Raw genomic sequence first — 26256 nt, forward strand, 5'->3', positions numbered from 1 at the left:
GGGCCGGGCCTCAGCGCGCAGTAGCGTACTCGGCCGGGACCGCCAGCCGCTGGCCAGGCTCGAGGCCCGCGCTCGGCAACTGGTTGAGGGCGAGGATGTCGTCGACTACGTCGCGTGGGTCGGCCTCCGGCGCAAGCTCCTCGGCGAGCGACCAGAGCGACTCTCCCGCGTGCACCGTGACGTAGTGGAACTCGACTGACGCAGGGCTACTCGACGCAAGCGCTCCACCGCCATTGAGCCCGAAGGCAAATGCACCGGCCACGATCGGCAGCGCACCGAGAACGGCAACCACGAAGCGACCGCGGCGGGTGAGCCGCAAACGCGTACGGCCAACCTGCACTTCGGCAGCCGCGCCCGGCTGCGGAAGTGGGTCCTGCGACGCGTCGGCGGACGGTCTCGAGCGGAGGGAGGTGAGCTGTGCGGTCATGAGATCGCTCCTTTCAGCGGGAATCCGGGCGGCCTCGGCCAGGAGGTCTATCCCGAACGCTTGTACCGAACATATCTTCGACTGCCGCGCCGGTCAAGCGCCCGGCACGGCGCATCCGCAGCGCAACACCGTCGCGACACACTCGAACGAATGTTCCGCGCCGAGACTCTCGGCGGATACAGTTTCGAGAGCCTGGTTGCAGTAGAGCAGCGACCACCGACATTCCACGTTGAGTCGTGACCGGGCGGGCGCGCGCGCGGCGTGCGCGCCGGGAGAGGGAACATCGTGGGCGACGCGAACACAGCCGGATCATCGGCCGCCAAGACGAAGGCGGCAGCGGGCCGGCGCCGGAAGAACTTGAGCGCGAAGCAGCTCGCCATCCTCGACGCAATCCAGCGCTCAGTGTCGAGCCGGGGCTACCCGCCGAGCATGCGCGAGATCGGCGACGCAGTCGGCCTCGCCTCGCTCTCCAGCGTCACTCACCAGCTCAACCAGCTCGAGCTCAGCGGGTACCTGCGCCGCGATCCGAACCGGCCCCGTGCGCTCGAAATCCTGATCGACGTGCCGAGCTCCACGGAGGACGACGGCTCCTTCGAGTCGACCGCGACGGTCGCCGACGCGGCGATGGTGCCGCTCGTGGGGCGCATCGCGGCGGGCGTCCCGATCATGGCGGATCAGCAGATCGACGAGGTCTTTCCACTCCCTCGCCAGCTCGTGGGCAAGGGCGAACTCTTCATGCTCAGGGTGGTGGGCGAGTCGATGATCGACGCGGCGATCTGCGACGGCGATTGGGTCGTCGTCCGCTCGCAGCGCACCGCAGAGAACGGTGAGATCGTCGCGGCGATGCTCGACGGCGAGGCGACCGTCAAGGTGCTCCGCCAGCGCGACGGACACACCTGGCTCCTCCCCCGCAACTCCAATTTCGAGCCGATTCTCGGCGACGAGGCCGAGGTGCTCGGCAAAATCGTCGCGGTGCTGCGCTCGGTCTAAGTCCCGCCGCGGACACGGGGGCCCGTGGCTGCACGCAGGCCGGGCCCCGTCTCCGTTCCTCCGGGTCAGACCACCGCGAGCGAGGCGCGAGTTGCCGCCGCCGCCGCGACCATCGCGCGGAGCGACGCGACCGTCTCGTCGTAGCCGCGCGTCTTCAAACCACAGTCCGGGTTGATCCAGAGCTGCCGCCCCGGGATCGAGCCGAGCGCGATCCGGACAAGTTCCGCGAGCTCGTCGCCACTGGGTACTCGCGGCGAGTGGATGTCGTAGACGCCCGGCCCGATACCGCGTGCGAAGCCCGAGCGCTCGATGTCGCCGACGACCTCCATCCGCGAGCGCGCCGCCTCGATGCTGGTCACATCAGCGTCGAGCCGGTCAATCGCATCAATGACCACCCCGAACTCCGAGTAACAGAGGTGCGTGTGAATCTGCGTCGCGGTCGCCGCTCCGCCCGTCGCCAGCCGGAACGCGCCGACCGACCACTCCAGGTAGTCCGGCTGAGCCGCCGCCTCGAGCGGCAGGAGTTCGCGCAGCGCCGGCTCGTCCACCTGCACGATTCGGATGCCGGCCCGCTCGAGGTCGGCGATCTCGTCGCGCAGGGCGAGCGCAACCTGATCGGCCGTCTCAGCGAGTGGCTGGTCGTCGCGGACGAACGACCACGCGAGGATCGTCACCGGCCCGGTGAGCATTCCCTTCACTGGCCGGTCGGTCAGCGACTGGGTGAAGCGTGACCACTCCACCGTGATCGGCGCCGGCCGCGCCACGTCGCCCCACAGGAGGGAGGGTCGCGTACAGCGGCTGCCGTAGGACTGCACCCAACCGTTCCGCGTCACCGCGAAGCCGTCGAGGTGCTCGGCGAAGTACTGCACCATGTCGTTGCGCTCGGGCTCGCCGTGCACGAGGACGTCGAGGCCGATCTCTTCCTGGAGGCGCACGACGCGCACGATCTCCTCGCGCATCCGCTCCGTGTACTGCTCGGCGGTGAGGTCGCCGCGGCCGACCGCGGCGCGGGCCGTGCGGATCTCGCGAGTCTGCGGGAACGAGCCGATCGTCGTTGTGGGCAGCAGCGGAAGACCGAGCGCCTTCTCCTGAGAAGCGAGGCGCTCAACGACAGGAGCGCGAGACCGATCCGCGGGGCGGAGTGCCGCGGCGCGCTCGCGCACGGAACCGTCCCGCACGCCCGGCGCCGCGCGACGGTCCTCCAGTGCCGCGGTCGCGGCGTCAAGCTCCTGCTCGATCGCACTGCGGCCCTCCCGAAGCCCGCGGGCAAGCACGGCAATCTGCTCGACCTTCTGATCGGCAAAGGCGAGCCAGGAGGCCAGCCGTGGGTCAAGGTCCGGCTCGTCGGTCACGTCATGCGGCACGTGCACCAGGGAGGTGGAACTCGCGACGGCGACGTCGGCCGCGAGGGGACGCAGCGCTTCGGCCCGCTCCAGCGCGGCCGCGAGGTCGCCGCGCCAGACATTGTGACCATCGACGACTCCCGCCACAAGCACGGTGCGCTCGAGTCCCGGCACCGCCACGGGGGACGCGCCCTTCACGAGGTCGACGCCGACGGCCTCGACACCCGCGGAGACCAGCACCGGCAGCGCGTCGCCCAGCGTGCCATACGGCGCGGCAACGAACAGTGCGGGCCGCTCCTGGGCCTCGGCGAGGAGGCCGTACGCCGCTGCGACGGCCGCGAGGACCTGCTCCCGTGAGACGCCCAGCGACTCCGAGACGAGCGCCGGCTCGTCGAGCTGCACCCACTCGGCGCCAGCCGCCCGCAGCCGAGCCAGCATCTCGACGTAGACCGGCATAAGGTCGGCAAGGCGTGACAGCGGCGCGAACCCAGCAGGCGCCGTGTCGTCGGGCTTCGCGAGGAGGAGGTAGGTGACCGGCCCCACGAGGACGGGGCGCGTCGTAAAGCCCGCCTCGCGCGCCTCCTGAACCTCACGCACTCGCCGCGTGTCGGCCAGGGAGAACACCGTTTGCGGGCCGATCTCAGGCACGAGGTAGTGGTAGTTGGAGTCGAACCACTTCGTCATCTCCAGCGGTGCCCGCTCACCGTCGCCCCGTGCCAGTGTGAAGGATCCGGCCAGGTCGACCGCACCGTCTATCACGAGGTCCGCGAATCGCTCGGGGATCGCACCGACCGCGAGTGTGGTGTCGAGCACCTGGTCGTAGAAAGAGTGCGCCTCCGGGATCGACGAGTCGTCGCGACCGAGACCGAGGGTGTGGAGGCGCTCCCGTGTCGCGGCGCGCAGTGTGGCCGCCGAGGCTTCGAGCTCGTCGGCAGAAATGACTCCGGACCAGAAGGACTCGATGGCTCTCTTCAGCTCTCGGCGGCGCCCGATCCGCGGGTAGCCAAGGATGGTGCCGGTCGGGAAGGCGGGGGTGGTGCTCATGCGGTTCGCTCCTAGGGGGACGGGGTGGGCAGGTTGGCAGCGCTGGGCAGGGACGGTGCGGAGTCGGGCAACAGCCCGCTCTCGGCCAGCACCGCCAGCGCCGCCTCGTGGCGGTTGAAGGCGTAAAGATGGACGGCGGGCGCACCGCCAGCGACGAGAGTGCGGACGAGGCGCGCGGCGTGCTCCACGCCGATCCGTGCGCGCACCTCGTCGTCTGGCTCCACATCCAGCGCAATCGCGAGCTCGGCAGGCAGATCCTCGCCGCTCAGCTCGAGCATTCGGCGCAGGCGCCCGGGACTCGTCACGGGCATCACACCCGGGATGATCGGCATCCGCAGTCCGGCAGCCCGCGCGCGATCGACGAACCGCAAGTAGTCATCCGCGTGGAAGAAGAGCTGGGTGAGAGCGAACGACGCTCCCGCCGCCTCCTTCGCCAGCAGCACGTCAATGTCCTGCGTGCGCGAGCGGGAGCGCGGATGCCCGTTCGGAAACGCGGCGACGGCGACCTCCGCGTGCGGGCGAGCGCCCACCTCCACCCGCTGTGCATTCGGCAGCCCGGGCACCGCGACCGCTCCGTAAGGCTCGCGCTCGGCCTGAACTCGGTGGATCAGCTGCACCAGCTCGGCGGCGCTGCCTAACTCGCCGAGGAACGGGTCGCCCTCCGGCGTCCCCACGGGCGGATCCCCACGCAGGGCAAGGAATCGAGTGACTCCCGCCCCGAGGAACTCGCGCACGAGGCTGCTCGCCTCCGCGTGGGTGGAGCCGACACAGGTGAGGTGCGCGAGCGCGGGGGTCGACGTGTGCTCGCGGAGGTAGCGGAGGATCTCCAGAGACGCGCTTCGTGACGATCCGCCCGCCCCGTAGGTCACCGAGACGAAGTCAGGCCGGACCGCAGCAAGCCGATCCACGGTCTTGGTCAGCGCGAGAGCCCCGGCAGGAGTGCGGGGTGGGTAGATCTCGAACGAGAAGGGGACGGACGAACAGGCGGGGTCCGCCGATGATCGCTGCTCCGACACGCCTGTGCCCTCCGTTCCTCGTACCGAACCCCGGAAGGAGTCGGCTGGGTTCGGACCGCTGCCAGGCTCGGCTGTCTGTCCCCGCACCAGTCGGCCCCCGCACCAGTCGGCGCCTCGCGGACCACAGTAGGAAGCCCGGGTCATTGAGTCGAGCGGAGATGACGTCGTGTGAAGCGGTATGACGCCGCGTGTCGGGGCCGGATGCACCGAGCGCCCGCCTCCCGGGACGGGGAGCCAGGCGCTACGGCGGCGGGTTCAGGCCTCGACGGCCGGGGTTCAGGCCTCGACGGCCGGCTTCCCAGCGGCGAATTCGGCGAGCGAGCCCGCGAGGTCGGCGTGCACGAGAGCGGTCACGTGCGTGCCGCCCTCGACGTACTGCGTCGACAGGATCCGCCCGCTGCGGTGCAGATGGGAGATCACGTCGCCCCGGTCATACGGCAAGAGCAGGTCGACCTCGATGTCGGGCTCGGGCAGGATCGCGGCGATCCGCGCTTCGAGCTCGTCAATTCCCTCGCCGCTCAGCGCCGACACGAAGACGGCGTTCGGAGCGAGGCCGCGGAGCACGAGGCGCGTGCCCTCGTCGACCAGGTCGGCCTTGTTAAAGGCGATGATCTCCGGGATGCCGCGTGCCCCGACCTCGCCGATCACGTCGCGCACTGTCGCGATCTGCCCCGCAGGGTCCGGGTGTGACGCGTCGACAACGTGCACGATGACGTCCGAATCGGCCACCTCTTCGAGCGTCGAACGGAACGCTTCGACCAGCTGATGCGGCAGCGCCCGCACGAAGCCGACCGTGTCGGCGAGCGTGTAAAGGCGGCCATCGCTCGTCTGCGCCTTGCGGACGGTCGAGTCGAGCGTTGCGAATAGTGCGTTCTCGACCAGCACTCCTGCCTGCGTCATGCGGTTGAGCAGGCTCGACTTGCCCGCGTTGGTGTAACCGGCGATGGCGACGGACGGGACCGCGTTGCGCTTGCGGTTCGCGCGCTTCGCCTCCCGAGCGGGCTTCATGGCCGTGATCTGCTTGCGAAGCCGCGCCATGCGCGTGTGGATGCGCCGACGATCAAGCTCGATCTTCGTCTCACCCGGTCCACGCGAACCCATGCCCGCGCCCGCCCCCACCTGGCCGCCGGCCTGGCGAGACATCGACTCACCCCAGCCGCGGAGCCTCGGCAGCAGGTACTCGAGCTGCGCGAGTTCGACCTGGGCCTTGCCCTCGCGGCTCGTCGCGTGCTGGCTGAAAATATCGAGAATCACCGCCGTGCGGTCGATCACCTTTACCTTCACGACGTCTTCCAACGCGCGGCGCTGGCTCGGTGCGAGTTCGGTATCGGCGACCACCGTGTCGGCGCCCACCGCGGCGACGAGCCCGGCGAGTTCCTGCGCCTTGCCCTTCCCCAAGTATGTGCTGGGATCGGGATGTGGACGTCGCTGAAGCAGGCCATCAAGGACGGTCGCCCCGGCGGTCTCGGCGAGCGCGGCAAGCTCGTGCAGCGAGTTCTCGGCGTCATCGAGCGAGTTCTGCGAGTACACGCCGATGAGCACGACGTTCTCGAGCCGCAGCTGGCGGTATTCGACCTCCGTGACGTCCTCGAGTTCGGTCGACAGGCCAGCGACGCGTCGGAGCGCCTGCCGGTCGTCGCGGTCGAACTGCTCGCCGTCGCTGCCGTTATTCTCGCCCTCGTGGCCGGCACTCTGCAGCGCCTGGGCTTCACCCGCGACGAAGCGCGAGTACCCTGCCGAGCGCGACTGCGCGTTCGCCAGGACCCTCGAGACGACGTCCACGGCATCGGTCGTGTCGGTCTCGTTCAGGTCTTCCGTCATCCGAATAACACTAACTCCTCAGGTGTTGATATGTTCACTTCTCATGGCCGCGGAGCACTACTTCTCGAGTACGCCCGACGGCGACCTCCGGCCCCGCACAATCTCGATCCACCTCGCCGGACGCGACCTCGATGTGACGACCGCCGGAGGGGTGTTCAGCCCCGGCCACGTCGACCTCGGTACGCGCGTCCTGCTCGACGCGGTGCCGCGCGCCCCCACTGACGGGGACCTGCTCGACCTCGGCTGCGGCTGGGGTCCGATTACCCTCGCGCTCGCCCTCGCTTCTCCCGACGCCCGGGTCTGGGCGGTCGACGTCAACCAGCGCGCACTTGAATTGGTTCGTCGCAATTGCGAGGAACTCGGCGTACTTAATGTGAACGCCGTCCTGCCCGAGGATGTTCCCCCTGCACTCCGCTTCCGCACCATCTGGTCCAACCCGCCGATCCGCATCGGCAAGGAGGAGCTGCACCTGCTCTTGGAGCGTTGGCTCCCGCGCCTGGAAGACCGCGCGGCCGCCTGGCTGGTCGTGCAGCGCAACCTCGGCTCCGACTCTTTGCAGACGTGGCTGAGTGCGACGTTCCCCGGCCGTCTCGACGTCGAGCGCGTTTCCTCGGCCAAGGGCTTCCGGGTCCTTCGGACGACTCGGGTCGGCTGAGTCTGCCGCTCAGTCGATGCGGATGGTACCGGTGAAGACGAGATCAGCCGGACCGGAGAGGCCGACGTGCTCGCCCTCCTCGGTGGCGAACATGGTGACACCCACGGTCCCGCCCGGCACCTCGACGCGCCAGGACTGCGGAGCGCGGGGTCCGGCCCAGTAACGCACAGCCAGCGCCGCCGCCGCCGCGCCCGTGCCGCAGCTCAGCGTCTCACCGCTGCCTCGTTCGTGCACGCGCATCCGGATGCGCCCAATACCGTCGTGCACTAGCGGCTCACCGGGCACGACGAACTCGATGTTGGCCCCCTCTTCCGGCTCAGGATCGAGCTGCGGGATATAGGTGAGATCGGCCGACGCCAGCTCCTCGTCGTTGCTCAGCGCCACGACGACGTGGGGGTTGCCGAGGTCGATGCCGAGGCCGGGGCGCGGGACATTGAGTTCCTTGGCTCGGACGAGCGGCTCTCCACCCGCGAGTGTCCAGTGGCCGAGATCGACCTGGAATCCCGCCCCACTGCGCGTCACGTCGCGAACGCCGGCACGGGTGCCAATCGGCAGAGTGTCGCCCGGCTCGAGAGAAGCGAGCCCTCCGGCGAGGAGGAAAGCGGCGTAGACGCGGATGCCGTTGCCGCACATCTCGGCGATCGTCCCGTCGGCATTGTGGTAGTCCATGAACCACTCGGCCTCGCTCTCCTGAGCGAGGGCGGCGGCGCCCTCCGGCAGACAACGCGAGCGCACAGCCCGGATCACGCCGTCGGCGCCCACGCCGAAGTGGCGGTCGCAGATCGTCGCGATCTGCGCGGGCGAGAGATCCAGCTCACCGTCCGGGTCGCTGTAGAGCACGAAGTCGTTGCCCGTGCCCTGGCCCTTGGTGAAGTGCAGCTCGATCGTCATGGCGCACAGCCTAGCGACGCGGGGCAGCAGCGGCCTGAGCGGCGACACGCGCTCGCGCCGCCAGATCAGGCGCGTCGGCGGGCAGACGGTGCGCCGCGGCATACCGGCGGAACCAGCTGTTCTGCCTGCGGGCGTACCGCCGCGTGAGCGCCTGTGTCGCCGCGACGGCCTCATCCTCCCGGAGGGTTCCCGCACGCTGAGCGAGCGCCTGCGCGTAACCGATGGCCCGGCCCGCCGTCACCCCGCGTTCGATACCCAACGGAATCAGGCGCTCAACCTCGTGGATCATGCCGTCCGCCCACATCCGCTCCACCCTGGCGTCGAGCCTCAGCACGAGTTCGTTGCGCGGTGCCTCGAGGAGGATGATCGCAGCCGTCCGCCACGGCACGGGCTCGTCCGACATCAGCGCGCTGTGGGTGCTCCCGCCCGTGAGTTCGGCGATTTCGAGAGCCCGGATGATTCGCCGTGCGTTGTGCGGCCCGATCCGCTCGGCGATACGACGGTCGATAGCCCGCAGGCGCTCGATGAGGACTCCCAAGCCCTCGCGCTCCGCCGTCTCCTCAAGTTGACGCCGGATCTCCGGGTCCGTCCCTGCGAACGTGAACTCGAAGATGACGCTCGACACGTACAGACCCGAGCCACCGACGAGAATCGGTGTCGCGCCGCGCGCCAGGACGTCCTCGATCGCCTGCCTCGCCTGAACCTGGTAGCGCGCGACGGACGCCTCCTCTGTCACGTCGAGCACATCGAGCAGGTGGTGCGGAATTCCTCGGCGCTCCTCGACCGGCAGCTTCGCCGTCCCGATGTCCATACCGCGGTACAGCTGCATGGCGTCCGCGTTCACGATTTCGGCGGTTCCGCCCTCTGCGCCGATGAGGTCGGCCAGATCGAGCGCCAGCGCCGACTTGCCGGTGCCGGTCGCTCCCACCACGGCGATCAACTCGGGAGCGTGTGCCGGCGGCTTAGCGCTCGCCATCCGCGGCGTCGTAAATCGGCGTCGTCAGGGTGTCGCTGTCGGTGTTGCTGCGCACGCGCAGCGAGGGGAGGCCGAGCGAGACGCGGGGCGCAGCGGACGCGCCGACGGCCACCGGCACGCCGCAGGACTCGGTGTGGGCACGGTCCCAGGCGTCGCCCGCTCGGGTGCGGCGGATCCTCAGCGGAGCGCCGTCGGGCGAGTCGGCCAGGAGGTAGAACGGCGCGCCTCGCGTGATCCGGACCGAGACAATATCCCCGGGTCGGGGCTGTTCGGAGCCGGCCGGCACATCGAAGTGGACCAGTCGGCTGTCCTCCGCCCGTCCGCTCAGCCGGTGGGTCTCGGCATCGCGGCGACCCTCACCGGTGGCGACCAGCACCTCGACCTCGCGGCCGACGATCAGCCGGTTCTCCTGTTCGCTGATCGCATCCTGTAGCGCGGCGAGGCGCTCGTAGCGCTCCTGCACGACCGCCTTCGGGATCTGATCGGGCAGGGTCGCCGCGGGAGTGCCCGGCCGAATCGAGTACTGGAAGGTAAAGGCCGAGGCGAAGCGCGCCTCCTCGACCACGCGAAGAGTCTGCTCGAAGTCTTCCTCCGTCTCTCCGGGGAAGCCGACGATGATGTCGGTGGTGATCGCTGCGTGCGGAATGCGGGCGCGAACCCGGTCGAGGATGCCGAGGAAGCGGTCGGATCGATAGGAGCGGCGCATCGCGCGGAGGATGCGGTCGGATCCGGACTGCAGCGGCATGTGCAACTGCGGCATCACGGTCGGAGTCTCGGCCATCGCGTCGATCACGTCGTCCGTGAAAGCGGCCGGGTGGGGACTGGTGAAGCGGATGCGCTCGAGACCGTCGATCGTTCCCGCGGCGCGCAGCAGCTTCGAGAACGCTTGACGGTCGCCGAACTCGACGCCGTAGGAGTTGACGTTCTGGCCCAGTAGCGTGACCTCTATTGCGCCGTCGTCAACGAGAGCCTGAATCTCGGCCAGGACGTCGCCGGGTCGGCGGTCCTTTTCCTTGCCGCGGAGTGAGGGAACGATACAGAACGTGCAGGTGTTATTGCAGCCGACCGAGATGGAGACCCAGCCGCTGTAGGTGGAGTCGCGTTTGGTCGGGAGCGTCGAGGGGAAGACGTCGAGCGACTCCAGGATCTCGAGCTGCGCTTCGTCGTTATGGCGCGCTCGCTCGAGGAGGCTGGGCAACGCGCCCATGTTGTGAGTTCCAAAAACGACGTCGACCCACGGTGCTCGGTCGAGGACGACACTCTTGTCTTTTTGCGCGAGGCAGCCGCCGACCGCGATCTGCATTCCTTCGTGTCGGCGCTTGACCGAGGCGAGGTGCCCGAGAGTGCCATACAGCTTGTTGTCAGCGTTTTCACGCACCGCGCAGGTGTTGATGACGACGACGTCGGCCTCCGCTCCGTCCGCGGGCACGTAGCCCGCGGCTTCCAGCGACCCGCTCAGGCGCTCGGAATCGTGAACGTTCATCTGGCACCCGAACGTGCGAACCTCGTAGGTCCTCGGCCGGATCTCGGTGACGGATGACGGGACGGTACCGAGCATGCTCATGGTCTGCGATTCTACGCGCCGGGTTGAACGCCTCCTGGCCGTCTGTTCAACGAAATCGAACGCTCGGCCGAGACCCGCGGACGGTCTCGCGGACGACGCGCTGGACGAGCCCGCCAGAGTAGCCGCGGCGGGCGAGGAAACCGGTCAGGCGCCGCTCGGCGACCTCATCCGAGAGGGAGCGGAGGCTCGGCAGCCGCTTGCGTGCCAGCTCGAGCGCAGTGCGGTACTCGTCGTCGCCGTCGAGTGCGTCGAGGGCCGACGCGATCGCGTCCGGGTCAAGCTTCCGCGCCCGCAACTCTTGCTGAATGGACGACCGGCCGAGCTTCTTGCGCTCTCGAAGCGACACAACTAACTGCTCAGCCATCCGGAGATCGTCGAGGTAGCCGAAGCGGGTGAACCGCTCAATGATCTCGAGGGCGTCCCTCTCTGCGACCCCTTCGGTGTAGAGGCGCACCTCGACCTCGGCGACCGACAGGCTCTTGCGCGAGAGCCCGCGGACGATGCGATCGGCGACCTGCTCCGGATCAATCTCCTCAGGAGCCTCCACCGCGTCGTCTTCCGGAAAGGCGTGCTGGCCGTCTGGCTCGGCGGTCGACGCCTGCCTGGTGATGTGCGCCGACAGCTCGGCGATTCGCTCCGCGTCGGCGGGACCGACGACAGCGGCACCGCGGGCATCATGCCCCGTAGTTGCGGGCTCAGGAGCAGCAACCGCCCAGCCCTCGTCGTCCGTCCTACTGGGACGAGCGCCCGCCGTCGCGCTCGCCTGGTCCTTGTCGACCCAGGGCAGGAAGGCCACGGGACGACTCCCGGCTCCACCCGCAGCCTTCTGCGCCACGGGCTAGGCGCCCTTGCGGACGGGCTGCTTGGTCTCGATCGCGACCGGTGCGACCTCGGCGATCGCGTTTGGGTCGGCGATGACGCCCAGCTTCACCAGGATGCGCTTCTCGATCTCGGCGGCGATGTCCGAGTTATCGATGAGGAACTGGCGCGCCTTCTCCTTGCCTTGGCCGAGCTGGTCACCGTCGTAGGTGTACCAGGCGCCCGACTTGCGGACGATCTCGTGCTCGACACCGAAGTCGATCAGGCTGCCCTCACGAGAGATGCCGATGCCGTACAGGATGTCGAACTCGGCCTGCTTGAAGGGCGGGGCCATCTTGTTCTTGACGACCTTCACTCGGGTGCGGTTGCCGACCGCCTCGGTGCCATCTTTGAGCGTCTCGATGCGGCGGATATCGAGGCGGACGGAGGCGTAGAACTTGAGTGCCTTGCCACCCGCGGTGGTCTCGGGGCTTCCGAAGAAGACACCGATCTTCTCGCGCAGCTGATTGATGAAGATCATGGTCGTGTTGGTGGTATTGAGACCACCGGTGAGCTTGCGCAGCGCCTGCGACATGAGCCGGGCCTGGAGGCCGACATGGGAATCGCCCATCTCGCCCTCGATTTCGGCACGCGGCACGAGGGCCGCGACAGAGTCGATGACAACGAGGTCGATCGAGCCGGAACGCACAAGCATGTCCGCGATCTCGAGTGCCTGCTCTCCCGTGTCGGGCTGCGAGACGAGAAGGGAGTCGATGTCGACACCGAGCTTCTTGGCGTACTCGGGGTCGAGCGCGTGCTCTGCGTCGATGAAGGCGGCGATGCCCCCGTTGCGCTGGGCATTCGCGATGGCGTGCAGCGTGAGAGTTGTCTTACCCGAGGACTCGGGCCCGTAGATCTCGACGATGCGGCCACGAGGGAGACCGCCGATGCCGAGTGCGACGTCAAGCGCGATCGACCCGGTCCGGATGACTTCGACGGGGGCGCGTTCGTCGCTGCCAAGACGCATGACGGCGCCCTTGCCGAACTGGCGGTCGATTTGGGCGAGTGCGGTCTCAAGGGACTTCTCGCGGTCGGAGGAACTGGGCATGGCCGTCTCGCTCTCGTGTTCGTGGTGGTGTCGCCTACAGGCTGTCGCGACATGCCGGCGGCTGTCGGAGTGACAGTGCCGACCGGCTGCAACAAGGCGGTGAAGCAGACCCGTTCAGGTATCTCCGACGGTACGCCCGACCACCGACACCGGGACCGTGCGAGAGCGACTCCGTGGAGACGGAGCCGATTCTGCTTCTGTGGAGGAGCCTAGACCCGATCGAACACAGATTCGATCAAATGACTCTCGGCGTGTCGAACAGGAATTCGGGCGTGTGTAACCAGCCGATTCAGCGAGAGCGCTTCTTCGGCCCGATGCCGTACCACCGAGCCTCGGGGACGTCGTTTGCACGGCAAAGGGCGAACCACACCTCACGGGGCTCGGCCCCATCGCTCAGCGCCCGCTCCGCCGTTCGGCCGCCGAGTTCAGTGAGCACGAGATCCGAGACCAGGACACGGGCGTAGGAACCGCCGAACTCGTCGTCGACCAGCTGCCGGAATTCGCTCAACCGCATCCATCCACGCTAGCCGCTCCCCGACCGACCTCCCGGCCAACGCCGAAGGGCGCCCGGCCAAAGCCTGGGCGCCCTTCGCGTGAAACGGGGTGCGGTGAGTGGAGGGAGAGCCGACTACTGCGTCACAAGGTCGGCGTCGAAGCCGGCGACCATGTCGGCCGGGATGGTGTCGGGAATGGTATCGATGCCCTCGATGACGGCGAGACGATCGCCGACCTCGCGCATGATCACCGAGATGGGAGTGCCGAGGGCGTCGGCGACAGATGCGAGGATCTCCGAAGAGGCCTCCTTCTGACCACGTTCAACCTCGCTCAGGTAGCCGAGCGCGACGCTCGCCTTGCTCGCCACCTGACGGAGCGTACGACCTTTTTGCAGGCGAAAGTCCCTGAGGACATCGCCGATTTCCTGACGAACTAGAACCACTGGACCCTCCTTCTCCACGTCAACCGCATGTCGCGCACCTTCCCCGCGGCACGGGCATCGGAGTTCTCCGAGGCGGGTGGTCGAGGGGCTGGGACGAGAGAACCGGATAGCTGTTCACTACCCGGTTCGTATTATGTCGACTCTAATACCGGATGACTGGACTTTGCGTGTGAGCGACACCAGATGTAACCGGGTCGCAATGCAGGGCATTCCGATCGACGCGCGCGGGTGGCTGGGTATCCGCCTCATGCCGTTCGAGCGAGCAACTCGCGACCCAGAGCCAGAGCCGAATCGACCGAGGCGCCTCGGATCGCGGCTCGATCTCCGTCGAAGCGGTACTTCCTGACGACCTCCGCTTCTCCCAGGACAGCAGCGACGAAGACCGTGCCAACGGCGGCGGACCCCTGTGGGTCGGGCCCAGCGACTCCCGTCGTCGAGAGCCCGAGGGTGAGCTGGCCCTCGGCGCGCAGGCGGGCAGCCGCGCCCCGCGCCATCTGCAGAGCGACCTCCGGGTGCACTGGACCCGCCATAGCAAGGAGGTCGGCATCGACGCCGAGCAGGCGGTGCTTGAGCTCCGTTGCATAGCTCACCACTCCCCCGCGATGCACTGCGGAGGCACCGGGCACCTCCACGAGGGCCGAACTGAGTGCGCCACCGGTCAATGATTCCGCGACCGCAATGCCAAGGCCACGACGACGGAGTTCCCCGATCAGCTCCGCAGCCGTCATGAGCGCTTGCGCGCGGCCCGGCTCTGGCGGGACGCATCGGCGAGGTAATCGACGCCGGTGACCACGGTGAGCACGAGGGCGGCGGTCATTGCAACGCCGTTCAGCCAGTGCACCCACTCGCCGAGGACGACCCACAGGGGAAGCAGGGCGAGCGAGAGAGCGGTCGACTGCACAATCGTCTTGAGCTTGCCGCCACGGGAAGCGGGGATTACTCGGTCCGAGAGCACGGCCATCCGGAACACTGTGATGCCGATCTCGCGCACGAGGATCACGGTGGTGACCCACCATGGCAACTCAGCGAGGATCGAGAGGCCTACGAGGGCTGCGCCCGTCAGTACCTTGTCCGCGATCGGATCGAGCAGCTTGCCGAGGTCGGTGACCAGACCGCGGCTGCGCGCGATGTGCCCGTCGATACCGTCGGTCGCGATCGCCACGATGAACAGCAGCGCCGCTGCGATGCGCAGCCCGCCGTCCGCGCCGCTATCGGCCAGGAGCAGCCAGAAGAAGAGCGGTGCGACCAGGATCCTGACCACCGTGATCGCGTTGGGCAGGTTCCAGTTGCCCGATCTCGCCGAGTTCGGCACCGTGGGAGTACTCATCGTTCCTCGCCGTTCGTCGTCGTGGATGGAGTGGCCGCCCGAGCGGTCACTCGCGGCCGGTTAGCGCCCAGGCATCCTCGCTGGAGCCCTCGTCGTCATCGTGGTAGTCGACCGCGGCCGGTCCGGTCGGCTCCGCCAGCGGATCGGCGTAGGGATCGGGCGCGACGACCGACGGTGCCGCGTCGACTTCTGCGGGTTCCTCCCCCCGCATCCTCGCGAGCACGCCCGGTAGCTGCTCAGCCGTGACCAACACGTCACGTGCCTTCGACCCCTCGGAGGGGCCGACGACCTCGCGAGACTCGAGCAGGTCCATCAGGCGACCGGCTTTGGCAAAGCCGACGCGGAGCTTGCGCTGGAGCATCGAGGTCGAGCCGAACTGAGTGCTGACGACGAGCTCGGCGGCGGCCATGAGCAGCTCGAGGTCGTCCCCGATATCGGAATCGATCTCCTTCCGCTGCGCCTGAACAGTGATGTCTTGGCGGTACTCAGGCTGCGCCTGCCGGGTGACGTGCTCGACGACCTTGACGATCTCGTCTTCGCGGACCCAGGCGCCCTGCACACGCATCGGCTTGTTGGTTCCCATCGGGAGGAACAGTCCGTCACCCTGGCCGATCAGCTTGTCGGCGCCGGGCTGGTCGAGGATGACCCGGGAGTCGGTGACGCTCGTCACGGCGAAGGCGAGTCGGCTGGGAACATTCGCCTTGATGAGGCCGGTGACGACGTCGACGCTCGGGCGCTGCGTGGCGAGCACGAGGTGGATCCCGGAGGCCCGCGCCAGCTGAGTGATGCGGACGATCGAGTCTTCGACGTCGCGCGGGGCGACCATCATCAGGTCGGCGAGCTCGTCGACGACCACGAGCAGGTACGGGTAAGGCTTGAGCACCCGGTTACTCCCGGCCGGAAGCTTGATCTCGTCGCCCCGGACGGCAGCGTTGAAGTCGTCGATGTGCCGGAACCCGAACGACGCGAGGTCGTCGTAGCGCATGTCCATCTCTTTCACGACCCACTGCAGCGCCTCGGCGGCCTTCTTGGGGTTCGTGATGATCGGCGTGATCAGGTGCGGCACTCCGCCATAGATGGTGAGTTCGACTCGCTTGGGGTCGATGAGGACCATCCGCACGTCCTGCGGACGGGCACGCATCAGCAGGCTCGTGATCATCGAGTTCACAAAGCTCGACTTACCGGAGCCGGTGGAGCCCGCGACGAGGAGGTGCGGCATCTTGGCGAGGTTGGCCACGACGTAACCGCCCTCGACATCCTTGCCGACACCAATGGTCATCGGGTGCGTCGAGGTGGTCGAGGCCGGAGAGCGCAGGACGTCCCCGAGCGAGACGATCTCGCGGTCGGCGTTCGGAATCTCAACGCCGATAGCGCTTTTACCGGGAATCGGCGAGAGGATGCGCACCTCGTTGCTTGCGACCGCGTAAGACAGGTTCTTGCTGAGAGCAGTGACGCGCTCGACCTTGACGCCCGGTCCGAGTTCGATCTCGTAGCGCGTGACGGTCGGGCCGCGAGAAAAGCCGGTGACGGTCGCGTCGACGTTGAACTGTTGGAGGACCTCAGTGATCGCCCTCACCATGTCGTCATTGGCGGCTGAGCGTGCCTTCGACGGAGTACCGGTCGAGAGGGCGGCGGCCGAGGGCAGACGGTAGGGCGCATCGTCGCGGAAGGAGGGGTCGAATCCTGCGGTCGGGTCCTCGTCGGCAAGGGGCGCGATCGGGCCGGTCTCCCCAGCGGGCGGGACCGGCACGGCGGGCGTGACGTCGAGGCGGTCCAGGCGAATGATCTCGGTGGCGTCGTCATCGACCACGCCGGTCGCTCCGCGGGGCGCGCCGCTCTGCTCGAGACGGGCGAGCGCCGCCTCAGCCGTCTCAGCAGAAGCGAGCACCTCCGTCGCGTAGGAACGGGTAGGAGGATCAGCTGGCTCCTGAAGGGGAGTATCAAAGCCGGTCGCGGGGCCCGCCGTTGGAGCCGTTCCCGCGATGACCTCGGTGAAAGAGCCGATCGGCAGCTCGGTCTGGACCGTCGGCTCATCCTCGCGGCCGGACTCGGTGCGCCGCCACCAGGGCAGATCGCCTCCGTCCTGCTGCGTGTTCTCCTCGTGCTCCGCCTCTGCTTTGGCGGCGGCTTTAGCGGCAGCTCGTTCGGACTTCAGCCGGGCGCGCTCCTCGTCGTCAAGCACGGGAGCCCCGAAGAGGTAGCCGTACAGTTCGCGCACTCGCGCGCCCACGCGATTCGGCGGGGTCTTGGTGATGATGAAGAGTGAGAGCAGGATCACGAGGGACAGCAGCACGGTCGCACCGGGAACCGTCGCGATCGCCGCAAGCGGGGCGCCGACAAGCCAGCCCAGAACGCCTCCGGCCGCCGCCATTGGCTCGATGCCCTGGCCGGGTAGCGGCAGGCCGAGGTGCGCGTGGCAGATACCGGCCGAGGCGACAAGGAGGGTCGTCACGCCGATGCCGATCCGACCGTTGTCGTCGACCGAACGCGGATGGCGGAACAGCCAGAGGGAGAAGAGGAGGAGTACGACCGGCAGGACGTAGGCGACGCGGCCGAACATGCCTCCAAAGCTCCAGGCGTCGAGCACGCGTGCGACCGGGTCGGTCGCGAGGAACCACTCGACCACGGCACCCACCAACGCCAGCAGAAGCAGCAGGAACGGAAGGCCGTCGCGGCGCTCCTCCTTCGCGAGCCGCTCAGGACCGAGGGCGCGAGCGGCTCCTCCTGCGAGGTGAGCGAGCGCCAACCAGACGCGGACGACGATGCCCGTGCGTGCAGCGGACTCGAAGGCCACTGTCTTCGTCTCGGCGTCCGCCTTGGCCGAGCCCCGACTGGATCGCGGCGCGCCGGAGCGTGGAGCCGCAGTGCCGCGCCCGCGGGAGGTCGTCTTGGTGCTGGTCGCCATGAGGCCACCGTACCCGCCGCCTCCGCTCGGACCATTGACCCGCGCCGTGAGCGGCCCACCCGGTCTCCACCCGCAGCCTGTGGAGGAGCCTTAGGCCTCGATGACCAGCGGCACGATCATCGGACGACGGCGGTAACTGATATTCACCCAGCGGCCGACGACGCGCCGGACCGCCTGCGAGAGCGCGTGCTGATCGCTTGCTCCGTTCTGCACCGCCTCTTCAAGAGCCTTCGCGATGCGAGGCTTGACCTCGTCGAAGACGCGGTCGTCCTCTGCAAAGCCCTTGGCATGAATCTCTGGGCCGACCACGACCCGCCCCGTTCCGGCCTCGACGACCACAATGATGGAGATGAAGCCCTCCTCGCCGAGAATCCGCCTGTCCTTGAGGTCGGCGTCGGTGATCTCGCCCACGGAGGAGCCGTCGACGTAGACGAAGCCCAGATCGAGCTGTCCGACCACGGTGGCCGTCCCGTCGAGCAGGTCGATGACGGTGCCGTCCTCGGCAATGATCGTGTTCTCCTCCGCGATGCCCGTCTCACGCGCCAGCTTCGCGTTGGCGACGAGGTGCCGATACTCCCCGTGCACGGGCATGACGTTCAGCGGCTTGAGGATGTTGTAGCAGTAGATCAACTCACCGGCGGCGGCGTGACCCGAGACGTGCACTTTCGCAGTGCCCTTGTGCACCACGGTCGCGCCCAGCTTGGTGAGTCCGTTGATCACCCGGTAGACAGCGTTCTCGTTGCCCGGAATGAGACTCGAGGCAAGGATCACCGTGTCACCCTCCCCCGGCTCGATGTGGTGATCGAGATTAGCCATCCGGCTCAGCACCGCCATCGGCTCGCCCTGCGACCCGGTGGACATATAGACGATCTCGTCCTCGGGGATATCGCCCGCCTTCTTCATGTCAATTAGCACCCCCTGCGGCACCCTGAGGTAGCCAAGGTCGGCCGCGATCCCCATGTTGCGGACCATCGAGCGACCCAGGAGCGCCACCCGGCGCCCGGTGGCGTGTGCCGCGTCGAGCACCTGCTGCACCCGGTGCACGTGACTAGAAAAGCTCGCGACAATGACCCGACGCGTCGCCTTGGCCATCACGCTCTCGATGACCGGTCCGATATCACGCTCGTTTGGTGTGAATCCGGGGACGTCCGCGTTGGTCGAATCGACCAGGAGAAGGTCGATTCCCTCCTCGTCGAGACGAGCGAACGCGCGGAGGTCGGTGATCCGGCCGTCCAGCGGCAACTGGTCCATCTTGAAGTCGCCGGTGTGCAATATCGAGCCGGCGTCGGTGACGATGGCGACGGCCAGCGCGTCCGGGATCGAATGGTTGACGGCAACGAACTCGAGTTCGAACGGGCCAAGATTCTCGACGTCGCCCTCCTTCACGGCCAGCGTGTAGGGCTTGATGCGGTGCTCCTTGAGCTTCGCCTCGACGAGGGCGAGCGTGAGGGTCGAGCCGATCAGCGGGATGTCGCGCTTGAGGCGCAGGAGGTAAGGGACGGCTCCGATGTGGTCTTCGTGACCGTGCGTCAGCACCACTCCGACGATGTCGTCGAGACGGTCCTTGATCGGGCTAAAGTCCGGCAGGATCAGGTCGACGCCCGGCTGGTTCTCCTCCGGGAAGAGCACGCCGCAGTCGATCACCAGGATCTTGCCGTCGATCTCGAAGATCGTCATGTTGCGGCCGATCTCGCCGAGACCGCCAAGAGGGATGATCCGCAGTGTGCCCGGTTGGAGAGGGGCGGGGGTGATCACGGGACTGGGCATACGCCCTCCTCATTCTCTGGCGATGCCGCTCCTGCGGCTTAGCGGGTGGTGCCGGCGACCTTCGGGAGGGCGCCACCGGCCGCGGCGTTGCGGTCGGGGCGGAAGTTGCGGAAATCGACTCCCGGAATGTCTCGGACCAGGCCGAGTTCGTCCTCGATCAGCGCAGCCTCTGACTCCTCAGGGCCGACGAGCGGCAGCCGGACGCGCGGCGACGAGATGCGGCCGAGCCCGTGCAGGATGTACTTCGCGGCGACGGTGCCAGGGACGTGCGTCATGACGGCCCGCACGAGCGGCTCGAGCTGCTGGTGAGCGCGAGTCGCGGCGTGCAGATCTCCCGAATTCACGGCGTCGATGATGGTGCGGTAGGGGGAGGCGGCGATGTTGGCGGTCACCCCGATCAGACCGGTGGCGCCAATGGCAAGTTCGGGCAGCACGTTCGCGTCGTCGCCGCAGAAATACATCAGATCAGTCTGGTTGAGGACGCGGCTGACCTCGGAGAGATCGCCCTTTGCATCCTTGACCGCCAGGATGTTCGGGTGCTTCGCCGCGCGCAGGATCGTCTCGTAGCGGATCGGGACGCCGGTGCGGCCGGGGATGTCGTACAGGATGACCGGCAGATCGGTCGCGTCGGCAATCATCCGAAAGTGCGTGAGGATCCCCGCCTGCGTGGGCTTGTTGTAGTACGGAGTGACAATCATGTTGCCGTCGGCGCCGGCCCTCTCGCTCTGGCGGGCGAGCTGCATGGCGTGCGCGGTCTCGTTGGAGCCACCCCCGGTGATGATTTTTGCCCGGCCGGCGGCGACCGAGCGGCCGACCTCGACGAGGCGGATCTTCTCGGGGTCGGTCAAGGTGCTGGTCTCGCCCGTGGTCCCGGTGACCACGATGCCGTCCGCGCCGCCCGCGATGCAATCGTCGATGTGCTTTTCGACGCCGGGCCAGTCGACCTCGCCGTCGGCGGTGAACGGGGTGACCAGGGCAACCAGGACCTGGCCGAAAGGATTCTCCGGAATTGACACGCTGACAGGGTAGCGGTTCGACACGGCGGGTCCGCTGGCGCAGTCACGCGGTGCGCTTGGGTGCGGAGACGGGCGTGCGATGTGCAGGATCGGGTGCGATCTGCCGGGGATCCGCGCGACTGGCGGCGTTCCTTCGCGCGATCGGCGTCCGGCGATCGAGATCCCCTGCAGATCGAACGTTGCAGATGCCGTCGCCCAGAGTCGGCTTGCGGCCCTCAGCTGCGAAGGTGATCGCCGCGCGAGAGCGCCGCGAGGATGTCCGCCTCGGCGGCATCCCAGTGTGTCTGCACCGTCGCGGTTCGGAAATGGTGGATACGATACCCGAGCCGGCCAAGCTCGATGTCGCGGCGATTGTCGTGATCGGCCTCGTGGAAGGCTGCTCCGTCCACCTCGAGGACGAGGACCTCGCCGAGGAGGAAGTCGACGCGGCGAGCGCCGATCCGGACCTGCTGTCGGAACCGGATGCCAAGCCGTCGCAGCCGGAATGCCACCATCGACTCGAGCCCGCTCTCGGATTCGCGGCCGGCCCAGCGCAGCAGCGACCTCATCCGCGGTGGGAGTCGCTCCAACAGCCGCCGCTTGCCGGCATCGCCGAGCAGCCTGAGTCGCAAAGCGGACTCGAGTAGGACGAAGGCGAACTCGGCGCCGTGGCACCGTGCGGCAGTAACGATGCAGTCCTCAATGCTCTGCACGAGGGTGCAGGGCGGCGGGGCCCATTCGGACCAGTGCACGACGACGTCCGGAGCATTGGCGAGACGCCGGTGGTACTGCTCTCGATCACGGAGACGGGAGGCCTGATCGGGCACACCGACGTGGAGCCCGCGAAAGTGCGGGACCCAGAGCCCGTGAACGGCAGCCGCATTCGCGCAGGCGAGGACTCCTCCGACCCGGAAGGCTTGCTCGATGCTCGGCGCCAGACCCGGGAGGGCGTACCACCCCTTTCGCACCCGGAGAAGGGACCCCGCGACGACGGCTCGGCTTAGCTCACGCTGCGTCGTCCCCTCGCGCAGGAACTGCTCCGTCTTAACAACACCGCCTGCGCGGAGGAGGACTGTGCTGGAGGGTCGCATGCACTGAGCGTGACGCGATGCGTGAGTTCGCGGGCAAGGAGCTGCCCGTTCGGTGGAGAGTTCGATGAACCGGGCGCTGTGGAGGACGTTCTAGGGTTCGATGTGCAGAGGATGGAACTCCCGCCGGTCGCAGCACGCGAAGAAGAGCGCTCTCCGACAGGGATCCCCTGCACATCGCACAGGTCCCTGCAGATGGCACAGGTCCCTGCAGATGGCACAGGTCCCTGCAGATGGCACAGGTCCCTGCGCATCGGACGGCGGGCTGGGGACGGTGCGGCCGAGGGACGGCGTGGTTACGGGGCGACGCGGCCGTTCGCGGTGAAGGCGGCGGCCGTGAGGGGCATGAGTTCCGCGAAGTGTGACTCCATCTGCTCGGCGGCCATCTCGATCTCTCGCTGCGGGAAGGAGGGAAACGTCGAGTCCGCGCGCTTGGTGCGCAAAGAGAGGAAGTTCATCAGCGAGCGGGCGTTCAACGTGACGTACATCGAAGAGTAGATGTTCAGCGGGAGGACGATGCGGGCGACCTCGCGCGCGACGCCCTCGCCGAGCATCCGCTGATACGACTCGTACGCCTGGGTGCTGACCCGACGGGTCTCCTCCTGAACGAGTTCAGTTTGCTCGGGGGTGCCGGGGACATAGTCGTAGGCGCCGGGCTTACCGATCTGCACGAGATTGCGCTCGGGTCCGGGCACGTAGAAGACGGGACGCAGCTCGCGGTAGCGGCCGGATTCCTCGTTATAGGAGGCGATGCGGTGCCGCATGAATTCGCGGAAGACGAAGATCGGCGCCTGCACGTAGAAGGTCATCGAGTTGTGCTCGAAGGGCGAACCATGGCGATCGCGAATCAAATAGTTGATGCGACCTCGGTCGCGCTTGCGCTGCTGCTCGGAGTCTGACTCCTCGTCATCGAGCGCTAGGGCGAGTGTCTTCTCGCCCTGCGTGGACACCCGAGCGGCGAACAGGACGTCGGAGTCGTGGGCACTCGATCGGACCAGCTCGACGACGATGTCGGAACGAAACGTGGCGCTGGACTCTGGGCTGCTGTCTGTCTGCTCGATCACGGCTTCGAACTTAGACCAGGCCCGCCCGCTCCCGGTGACTCCGGGCGTCATGGACGAGATGGAACGTGCCTCAGACCGTACGCTCGCCCCATGGACCCCGCGACGATCGCCGCCGCCCTCGCAGGGCTGGTCACACTCGGCATAGTCCTCGGTGCCCTGTAACGGCGCGCTGCCGGACGGATCGCAGCACGGCCGGCCCGCACCGACGCGGCGATCGATCCGGCCGACCTCATCCCTGACGCCGTCCTCGGATCTCGCGCCACAATCGTGCAATTTTCCATCGAGTACTGTAAACGGTGCCCGGCGGTGCGACGGATGCTCACGGGACTCGCCCAAGAACGACCGGGCGTTGTGCATCTTGACGTTGACTTGACCTACCGCGCCGACCTCGCCGAGCGGTTCCGCGTCCGACAGACCCCGACCCTGCTCCTGCTTGATGCCGCGGGCGTTCCGCGCAGCAGAATCGGCGGCACGCCTGCCCGCACTCTCGTGACGGCAGAGCTCGACCGACTTCAGGAGACACGATGAGCACCCCTCCCCCGCCCGGAAGCATCGACCCACGGAGTCCGCGCGTTGCCGCTGCCCTCACCGCCGCGCTCCTCCTCGTGAGCGTCGGCTTCGGCCTCGCGGAGCCGACCGAGGCAGACCTCGCTGCGCGGATCACGCAGCCCGGCTTCCTCCTCCTGCTCCTGCTGGCTCTGCTTTTCGCCTGGTCAGCGGCACGGGGAGTCGGCGCTGGCCCCTGGGCGCTGCTGTTTCGCCGCGCGATCCGGCCATATCTGGCTCCGCCGCGGGACTGGGAGGACGCCCGTCCGCCACGGTTTGCCCAGCTGATTGGACTGATCGTCGCGGGAGCCGGCGCCCTTCTGCATCTCGTCGGCGTTCCCGGAGCGGTGCCGGTCGCCGCGGCAGTCGCATTCCTCGCCGCCTTCCTCAACGCCGCCGTCGGCCTCTGCCTCGGCTGTGAGCTTTACCTTGTCCTGGCACGGATCGGGCTCCTCGGTCGTTCGGGTAGCTCCCGGGCCTGAGGCTCTAGGCTGGACGAGCTTCGCGGGTGGCCCGCGACGGGCCTGGGGAGGCACCATGAGCGACTCATCCGCACGGCACTCGGACCAGGAGCCAACGGAGACGGAGGGCTCGCCGCATCGAGCTACGCACTCCGTTGGGGGGCACGTGTCCGAGCCGGCGCCGTCGGAGCAGGAGACGCGGTCGCCGAGGCTGCGGGTCCTGATCTCGGGTGCGAGCGGCATGATCGGCTCCGAACTCTCTCGGCAACTGCGCGCGGAGGGGCACGAGATCCTTCGCCTGGTACGGCGCACGCCAACTAGTTCGGATGAGTTTCACTGGGCGCCCACCTCGCACATGCTCGATTTCAGCGTGCTCGACCGAGTCGACGCGGTGGTCAATCTCTCGGGTGCGTCGATCAGCCGGCTACCGTGGACCTCGTCGTACAAGCGGGACATCCTCGACTCACGGGTGCAGGCGACCCGCACGATCACGGACGCGATGCGGATGTCATCCGCTCCCCCGTCGGTCCTCCTCAATGCCTCCGCGGTCGGTTTCTACGGAGACCGACCGGACGAGGATCTCACCGAGGAATCCGCGCGAGGCGAGGGGTTCCTAGCGGACGTCGTGGACCGCTGGGAGCAGGCAGCCAACCTCGCACCCGAGTCGACCCGCGTGGTGACCCTGCGCACCGGCCTCGTTCTCGGCGACGGAGGCGCACTGAAGCCGCTGCTCCCTCTCACCCGCCTGGGGCTCAGCGGTCCGCTCGGTGGGGGTCGTCAGTCGTGGCCGTGGATCAGTCTTTACGACGAGGCCGCGGCGATCCGCCACCTGCTGACGTCGTCCCTCTCCGGACCGGTCAACCTAGCCGGGCCCGAGCCTGCGACAGCGAATGACGTCATGCGCACACTCGCTGAGCTGATGCACCGTCCATTCGCGCTTCCCGTGCCCGAGAAGGTCATCGAACTCGCACTGCGAGACGCCGGCCACGAGTTGCTTCTCTCGAGCCAAAGGCTCGTGCCGCGGCGGCTGCTCGATGACGGTTTCGAGTTCCGGCACCGCACCATCGCACAGGCGTTGCAGTGGGTGCTGGCCTGAACACTGAACACTCAGGCGGAAGCGTCCTGCTCGAGCGCGATGGCGCGGCGGATGGCTCCGCGAGCCCGCTTGCGGTCACCGCTCGCATCGTAGGCGAGGCCCAGGCGGTACCAGGCGCGCCAGTTCTTCGGTTGCGCGTCCACCGCCTCGGCGTAACGCGGAAACAAACCGTCCGCCTCCTCACGGAGCGGCCGTCCGCTGGCGCGCGAGTCGAGAACTTCCTTCGGAAGGCCGTCCTCGCCTTCAAGACGGCGGGCGAGGCGCTCGGCACGGACGCCGAACAGCAGTTCGCGAACGAGCCCCCAGACGCCGACAGCACCCAGGATGAGCAGGCCGACGCCCATGACGATGCCGGGCACGGTCGCCGCCGCGAAAGCGACGACCGAGTACTGCAGGCAGACGAACAGGTAGAGGGCGAGCAAGACCGCCATCAGGACGACGCCGACGCGGGTCCTCACGCCGAGCTCGTGGCGGTGGCGGCCTGACCGGAGGGCGCCTGATCGGCGACGGGCCTGTCAGCAGTTGGGCGCTCCGCGAGCGGTACCGCGTCGAAGGCCGCCCGTAAATCAATCAAGGCATCGAGACCGACGACCACTCCGGTCGTCGTACGGACAGCGTCGAGCGCGCGCAGGACACCCTGCTCGTACGACGACTGGGAGAACGTGTCGTGGCGAATGGTCACCGTCTCACCCGTGCCGCCAAAGATGATCTCCTGCCGCGCCTCCACACCGGGCAGCCGCAGGCTGTGCACCGGAACGCTCGCGACCTGCTGGCCCCGCGCCCGCTGATCGGTGTGCGGCGCCTGCACAGGTCCGAGCTCGGCGCGAGCACGGAGGAGGAGTTCGGCCGTGCGCACCGCGGTGCCCGAGGGCGAATCGACCTTTCGGGCGCCATGTGCCTCGATGATTTCCGCCGCGTCGAAGAATCGGGCAGCGACGGTCGAGAGTGCGGTGGCGAGGACCGATCCCAGTGAGAAGTTAGGGATGATGATCACCCCCGCCTCGGGCTGCTCCTCGACGGTGCGCCGAAGCGCGGCGATGCGGTCGCCCGTCCAGCCGGAGGTGCCGACCAGCACCTTCTTCCCGTTCGCGACGGCGAGATCGACGATCTGCTGGCTGACCGCCGGCACGGTCATGTCGACGACGATGTCAGCCGCAAGCATCTCCCGCAGGTCGTTCCGCGAGCCGAGCCGCGCCACAAGCGTGAACTCGTCGGACGCGTCGAGGAGGGAGCAGGTGAAGGAACCGAGTCGGCCGGACGCACCGACCACGGCGACAGAGGTAATCACCGGTCAAGCTTAACAACGCGGCGCAGCTGAGCACGGCGGGGCGTCGCGCAGATCGCGCACCAGGGTGAGCATCGGCGCATAGGTGAACGGATGCGGCCCTACCGCTCCCTCCACCCGCCAGCCTCCAGAAATGGAGACGCCGACGGCGA

The 26256-nt window shown here is 67.9% G+C and carries 25 protein-coding genes; 5 read left to right on the forward strand and 20 right to left on the reverse strand.

Going from position 1 to position 26256, the window contains the following annotated elements; translation table 11 throughout:
- Positions 1-10: 10 nt before the first annotated feature.
- The gene (locus B0H03_RS12000; RefSeq protein ID WP_104263980.1) at positions 11-427 is read right to left on the reverse strand and encodes a LysM peptidoglycan-binding domain-containing protein; all 417 of its coding nucleotides are present in this window, start codon (positions 425-427) and stop codon (positions 11-13) included.
- 285 nt (positions 428-712) lie between these two features.
- On the opposite strand from B0H03_RS12000, the gene lexA reads away from it, so the two are divergent.
- On the forward strand, positions 713-1417 hold the full coding sequence (gene lexA, locus B0H03_RS12005; protein ID WP_104263979.1) for a transcriptional repressor LexA: 705 nt from the start codon (positions 713-715) through the stop codon (positions 1415-1417).
- A gap of 65 nt (positions 1418-1482) precedes the next feature.
- On the opposite strand, the gene metE is transcribed toward lexA, so the two are convergent.
- From metE to hflX, 3 genes are all read right to left on the reverse strand, one after another.
- Positions 1483-3804, reverse strand: coding sequence for a 5-methyltetrahydropteroyltriglutamate--homocysteine S-methyltransferase (gene metE, locus B0H03_RS12010; RefSeq protein ID WP_104263978.1), 2322 nt, complete (start codon positions 3802-3804; stop codon positions 1483-1485).
- Positions 3805-3815: 11 nt separating this feature from the next.
- Positions 3816-4820, reverse strand: coding sequence for a methylenetetrahydrofolate reductase (locus tag B0H03_RS12015; protein ID WP_241560375.1), 1005 nt, complete (start codon positions 4818-4820; stop codon positions 3816-3818).
- A 276-nt stretch (positions 4821-5096) separates the two neighbouring features.
- Positions 5097-6641: a GTPase HflX gene (hflX, locus tag B0H03_RS12020; protein WP_104263960.1), complete on the reverse strand. Its 1545-nt coding sequence runs from the start codon at positions 6639-6641 to the stop codon at positions 5097-5099.
- Positions 6642-6684: 43 nt separating this feature from the next.
- Between hflX and B0H03_RS12025 the strand changes: the two genes are divergently transcribed.
- The gene (locus B0H03_RS12025) at positions 6685-7296 is read left to right on the forward strand and encodes a class I SAM-dependent methyltransferase (RefSeq protein ID WP_104263959.1); all 612 of its coding nucleotides are present in this window, start codon (positions 6685-6687) and stop codon (positions 7294-7296) included.
- Between the two features lie 9 nt (positions 7297-7305).
- On the opposite strand, the gene dapF is transcribed toward B0H03_RS12025, so the two are convergent.
- From dapF to thyX, 14 genes are all read right to left on the reverse strand, one after another.
- A complete protein-coding gene (dapF, locus tag B0H03_RS12030; RefSeq protein ID WP_104263977.1) occupies positions 7306-8187 on the reverse strand; it encodes a diaminopimelate epimerase in 882 nt (293 codons plus the stop codon).
- 10 nt (positions 8188-8197) lie between these two features.
- A complete protein-coding gene (gene miaA, locus B0H03_RS12035) occupies positions 8198-9163 on the reverse strand; it encodes a tRNA (adenosine(37)-N6)-dimethylallyltransferase MiaA (RefSeq protein ID WP_104263958.1) in 966 nt (321 codons plus the stop codon).
- Positions 9150-10727, reverse strand: a complete 1578-nt coding sequence (gene miaB, locus B0H03_RS12040; RefSeq protein ID WP_104263957.1) for a tRNA (N6-isopentenyl adenosine(37)-C2)-methylthiotransferase MiaB — start codon at positions 10725-10727, stop codon at positions 9150-9152. Before miaB ends, miaA begins: the two co-directional genes overlap by 14 nt.
- Positions 10728-10773: 46 nt before the next feature.
- Entirely contained in the window at positions 10774-11523 is a 750-nt protein-coding gene (locus B0H03_RS12045; protein ID WP_160487263.1) for a regulatory protein RecX, read from the reverse strand.
- A 42-nt stretch (positions 11524-11565) separates the two neighbouring features.
- The gene (gene recA, locus B0H03_RS12050) at positions 11566-12633 is read right to left on the reverse strand and encodes a recombinase RecA (RefSeq protein ID WP_104263955.1); all 1068 of its coding nucleotides are present in this window, start codon (positions 12631-12633) and stop codon (positions 11566-11568) included.
- Between the two features lie 289 nt (positions 12634-12922).
- Positions 12923-13147: a DUF3046 domain-containing protein gene (locus B0H03_RS12055; protein ID WP_104263954.1), complete on the reverse strand. Its 225-nt coding sequence runs from the start codon at positions 13145-13147 to the stop codon at positions 12923-12925.
- Between the two features lie 114 nt (positions 13148-13261).
- Positions 13262-13570 (reverse strand): helix-turn-helix domain-containing protein, encoded by a 309-nt coding sequence (locus B0H03_RS12060; protein WP_104263953.1) that lies wholly within the window; start codon positions 13568-13570, stop codon positions 13262-13264.
- A gap of 245 nt (positions 13571-13815) precedes the next feature.
- A complete protein-coding gene (locus B0H03_RS12065) occupies positions 13816-14298 on the reverse strand; it encodes a CinA family protein (RefSeq protein WP_104263952.1) in 483 nt (160 codons plus the stop codon).
- Positions 14295-14897, reverse strand: coding sequence for a CDP-diacylglycerol--glycerol-3-phosphate 3-phosphatidyltransferase (gene pgsA / locus B0H03_RS12070; RefSeq protein ID WP_104263951.1), 603 nt, complete (start codon positions 14895-14897; stop codon positions 14295-14297). The genes B0H03_RS12065 and pgsA overlap by 4 nt, the downstream gene beginning before the upstream one ends.
- A 46-nt stretch (positions 14898-14943) precedes the next feature.
- Complete coding sequence (locus B0H03_RS12075) at positions 14944-17802, reverse strand: FtsK/SpoIIIE family DNA translocase (RefSeq protein ID WP_104263950.1); 2859 nt, start codon at positions 17800-17802, stop codon at positions 14944-14946.
- Positions 17803-17892: 90 nt separating this feature from the next.
- Positions 17893-19569, reverse strand: coding sequence for a ribonuclease J (locus B0H03_RS12080; RefSeq protein WP_104263949.1), 1677 nt, complete (start codon positions 19567-19569; stop codon positions 17893-17895).
- Positions 19570-19607: 38 nt separating this feature from the next.
- Positions 19608-20585 carry a 4-hydroxy-tetrahydrodipicolinate synthase gene (gene dapA / locus B0H03_RS12085; protein ID WP_104263976.1) on the reverse strand — a complete coding sequence of 326 codons (978 nt, stop codon included), beginning with the start codon at positions 20583-20585 and terminating at the stop codon, positions 19608-19610.
- Positions 20586-20800: 215 nt separating this feature from the next.
- The gene (locus tag B0H03_RS12090) at positions 20801-21655 is read right to left on the reverse strand and encodes a DUF559 domain-containing protein (RefSeq protein WP_104263948.1); all 855 of its coding nucleotides are present in this window, start codon (positions 21653-21655) and stop codon (positions 20801-20803) included.
- Positions 21656-21948: 293 nt separating this feature from the next.
- Positions 21949-22767 (reverse strand): FAD-dependent thymidylate synthase, encoded by an 819-nt coding sequence (thyX, locus tag B0H03_RS12095; RefSeq protein ID WP_104263947.1) that lies wholly within the window; start codon positions 22765-22767, stop codon positions 21949-21951.
- 213 nt (positions 22768-22980) lie between these two features.
- On the opposite strand from thyX, the gene B0H03_RS17120 reads away from it, so the two are divergent.
- The 3 genes from B0H03_RS17120 to B0H03_RS12110 are packed head-to-tail and all read left to right on the forward strand — an operon-like array spanning position 22981 to position 24819.
- Positions 22981-23244 (forward strand): thioredoxin family protein, encoded by a 264-nt coding sequence (locus B0H03_RS17120; protein ID WP_258061873.1) that lies wholly within the window; start codon positions 22981-22983, stop codon positions 23242-23244.
- Complete coding sequence (locus B0H03_RS12105) at positions 23241-23744, forward strand: DUF4395 domain-containing protein (RefSeq protein WP_104263946.1); 504 nt, start codon at positions 23241-23243, stop codon at positions 23742-23744. Before B0H03_RS17120 ends, B0H03_RS12105 begins: the two co-directional genes overlap by 4 nt.
- Before the next feature lie 55 nt (positions 23745-23799).
- A complete protein-coding gene (locus B0H03_RS12110) occupies positions 23800-24819 on the forward strand; it encodes a TIGR01777 family oxidoreductase (RefSeq protein WP_104263945.1) in 1020 nt (339 codons plus the stop codon).
- A gap of 11 nt (positions 24820-24830) precedes the next feature.
- On the opposite strand, the gene B0H03_RS12115 is transcribed toward B0H03_RS12110, so the two are convergent.
- Both B0H03_RS12115 and dapB read right to left on the reverse strand, forming a co-directional pair.
- Entirely contained in the window at positions 24831-25277 is a 447-nt protein-coding gene (locus tag B0H03_RS12115) for a tetratricopeptide repeat protein (protein WP_104263944.1), read from the reverse strand.
- Positions 25274-26107 (reverse strand): 4-hydroxy-tetrahydrodipicolinate reductase, encoded by an 834-nt coding sequence (gene dapB / locus B0H03_RS12120; RefSeq protein WP_104263943.1) that lies wholly within the window; start codon positions 26105-26107, stop codon positions 25274-25276. Before dapB ends, B0H03_RS12115 begins: the two co-directional genes overlap by 4 nt.
- Between the last annotated feature and the right edge of the window lie 149 nt (positions 26108-26256).

This window comes from Rathayibacter iranicus NCPPB 2253 = VKM Ac-1602 (assembly GCF_003149025.1).
GTDB classification, from domain to species: domain Bacteria; phylum Actinomycetota; class Actinomycetes; order Actinomycetales; family Microbacteriaceae; genus Rathayibacter; species Rathayibacter iranicus.

What these genes read in the sequence shown, in the direction of transcription:
- hflX (WP_104263960.1), bottom strand. Translation starts at nt 6,641, where the DNA reads ATGACGGAAGACCTGAACGAGACCGACACGACCGATGCCGTGGACGTC.
- B0H03_RS12110 (WP_104263945.1), top strand. Translation starts at nt 23,800, where the DNA reads ATGAGCGACTCATCCGCACGGCACTCGGACCAGGAGCCAACGGAGACG.
- miaB (WP_104263957.1), bottom strand. Translation starts at nt 10,727, where the DNA reads ATGAGCATGCTCGGTACCGTCCCGTCATCCGTCACCGAGATCCGGCCG.
- B0H03_RS12090 (WP_104263948.1), bottom strand. Translation starts at nt 21,655, where the DNA reads ATGCGACCCTCCAGCACAGTCCTCCTCCGCGCAGGCGGTGTTGTTAAG.
- miaA (WP_104263958.1), bottom strand. Translation starts at nt 9,163, where the DNA reads ATGGCGAGCGCTAAGCCGCCGGCACACGCTCCCGAGTTGATCGCCGTG.
- thyX (WP_104263947.1), bottom strand. Translation starts at nt 22,767, where the DNA reads ATGACGCCCGGAGTCACCGGGAGCGGGCGGGCCTGGTCTAAGTTCGAA.
- B0H03_RS12065 (WP_104263952.1), bottom strand. Translation starts at nt 14,298, where the DNA reads ATGACGGCTGCGGAGCTGATCGGGGAACTCCGTCGTCGTGGCCTTGGC.
- B0H03_RS12105 (WP_104263946.1), top strand. Translation starts at nt 23,241, where the DNA reads ATGAGCACCCCTCCCCCGCCCGGAAGCATCGACCCACGGAGTCCGCGC.
- dapF (WP_104263977.1), bottom strand. Translation starts at nt 8,187, where the DNA reads ATGACGATCGAGCTGCACTTCACCAAGGGCCAGGGCACGGGCAACGAC.
- pgsA (WP_104263951.1), bottom strand. Translation starts at nt 14,897, where the DNA reads ATGAGTACTCCCACGGTGCCGAACTCGGCGAGATCGGGCAACTGGAAC.
- B0H03_RS12000 (WP_104263980.1), bottom strand. Translation starts at nt 427, where the DNA reads ATGACCGCACAGCTCACCTCCCTCCGCTCGAGACCGTCCGCCGACGCG.
- metE (WP_104263978.1), bottom strand. Translation starts at nt 3,804, where the DNA reads ATGAGCACCACCCCCGCCTTCCCGACCGGCACCATCCTTGGCTACCCG.
- B0H03_RS12055 (WP_104263954.1), bottom strand. Translation starts at nt 13,147, where the DNA reads ATGCGGTTGAGCGAATTCCGGCAGCTGGTCGACGACGAGTTCGGCGGT.
- B0H03_RS12080 (WP_104263949.1), bottom strand. Translation starts at nt 19,569, where the DNA reads ATGCCCAGTCCCGTGATCACCCCCGCCCCTCTCCAACCGGGCACACTG.
- B0H03_RS12025 (WP_104263959.1), top strand. Translation starts at nt 6,685, where the DNA reads ATGGCCGCGGAGCACTACTTCTCGAGTACGCCCGACGGCGACCTCCGG.
- B0H03_RS12075 (WP_104263950.1), bottom strand. Translation starts at nt 17,802, where the DNA reads ATGGCGACCAGCACCAAGACGACCTCCCGCGGGCGCGGCACTGCGGCT.
- recA (WP_104263955.1), bottom strand. Translation starts at nt 12,633, where the DNA reads ATGCCCAGTTCCTCCGACCGCGAGAAGTCCCTTGAGACCGCACTCGCC.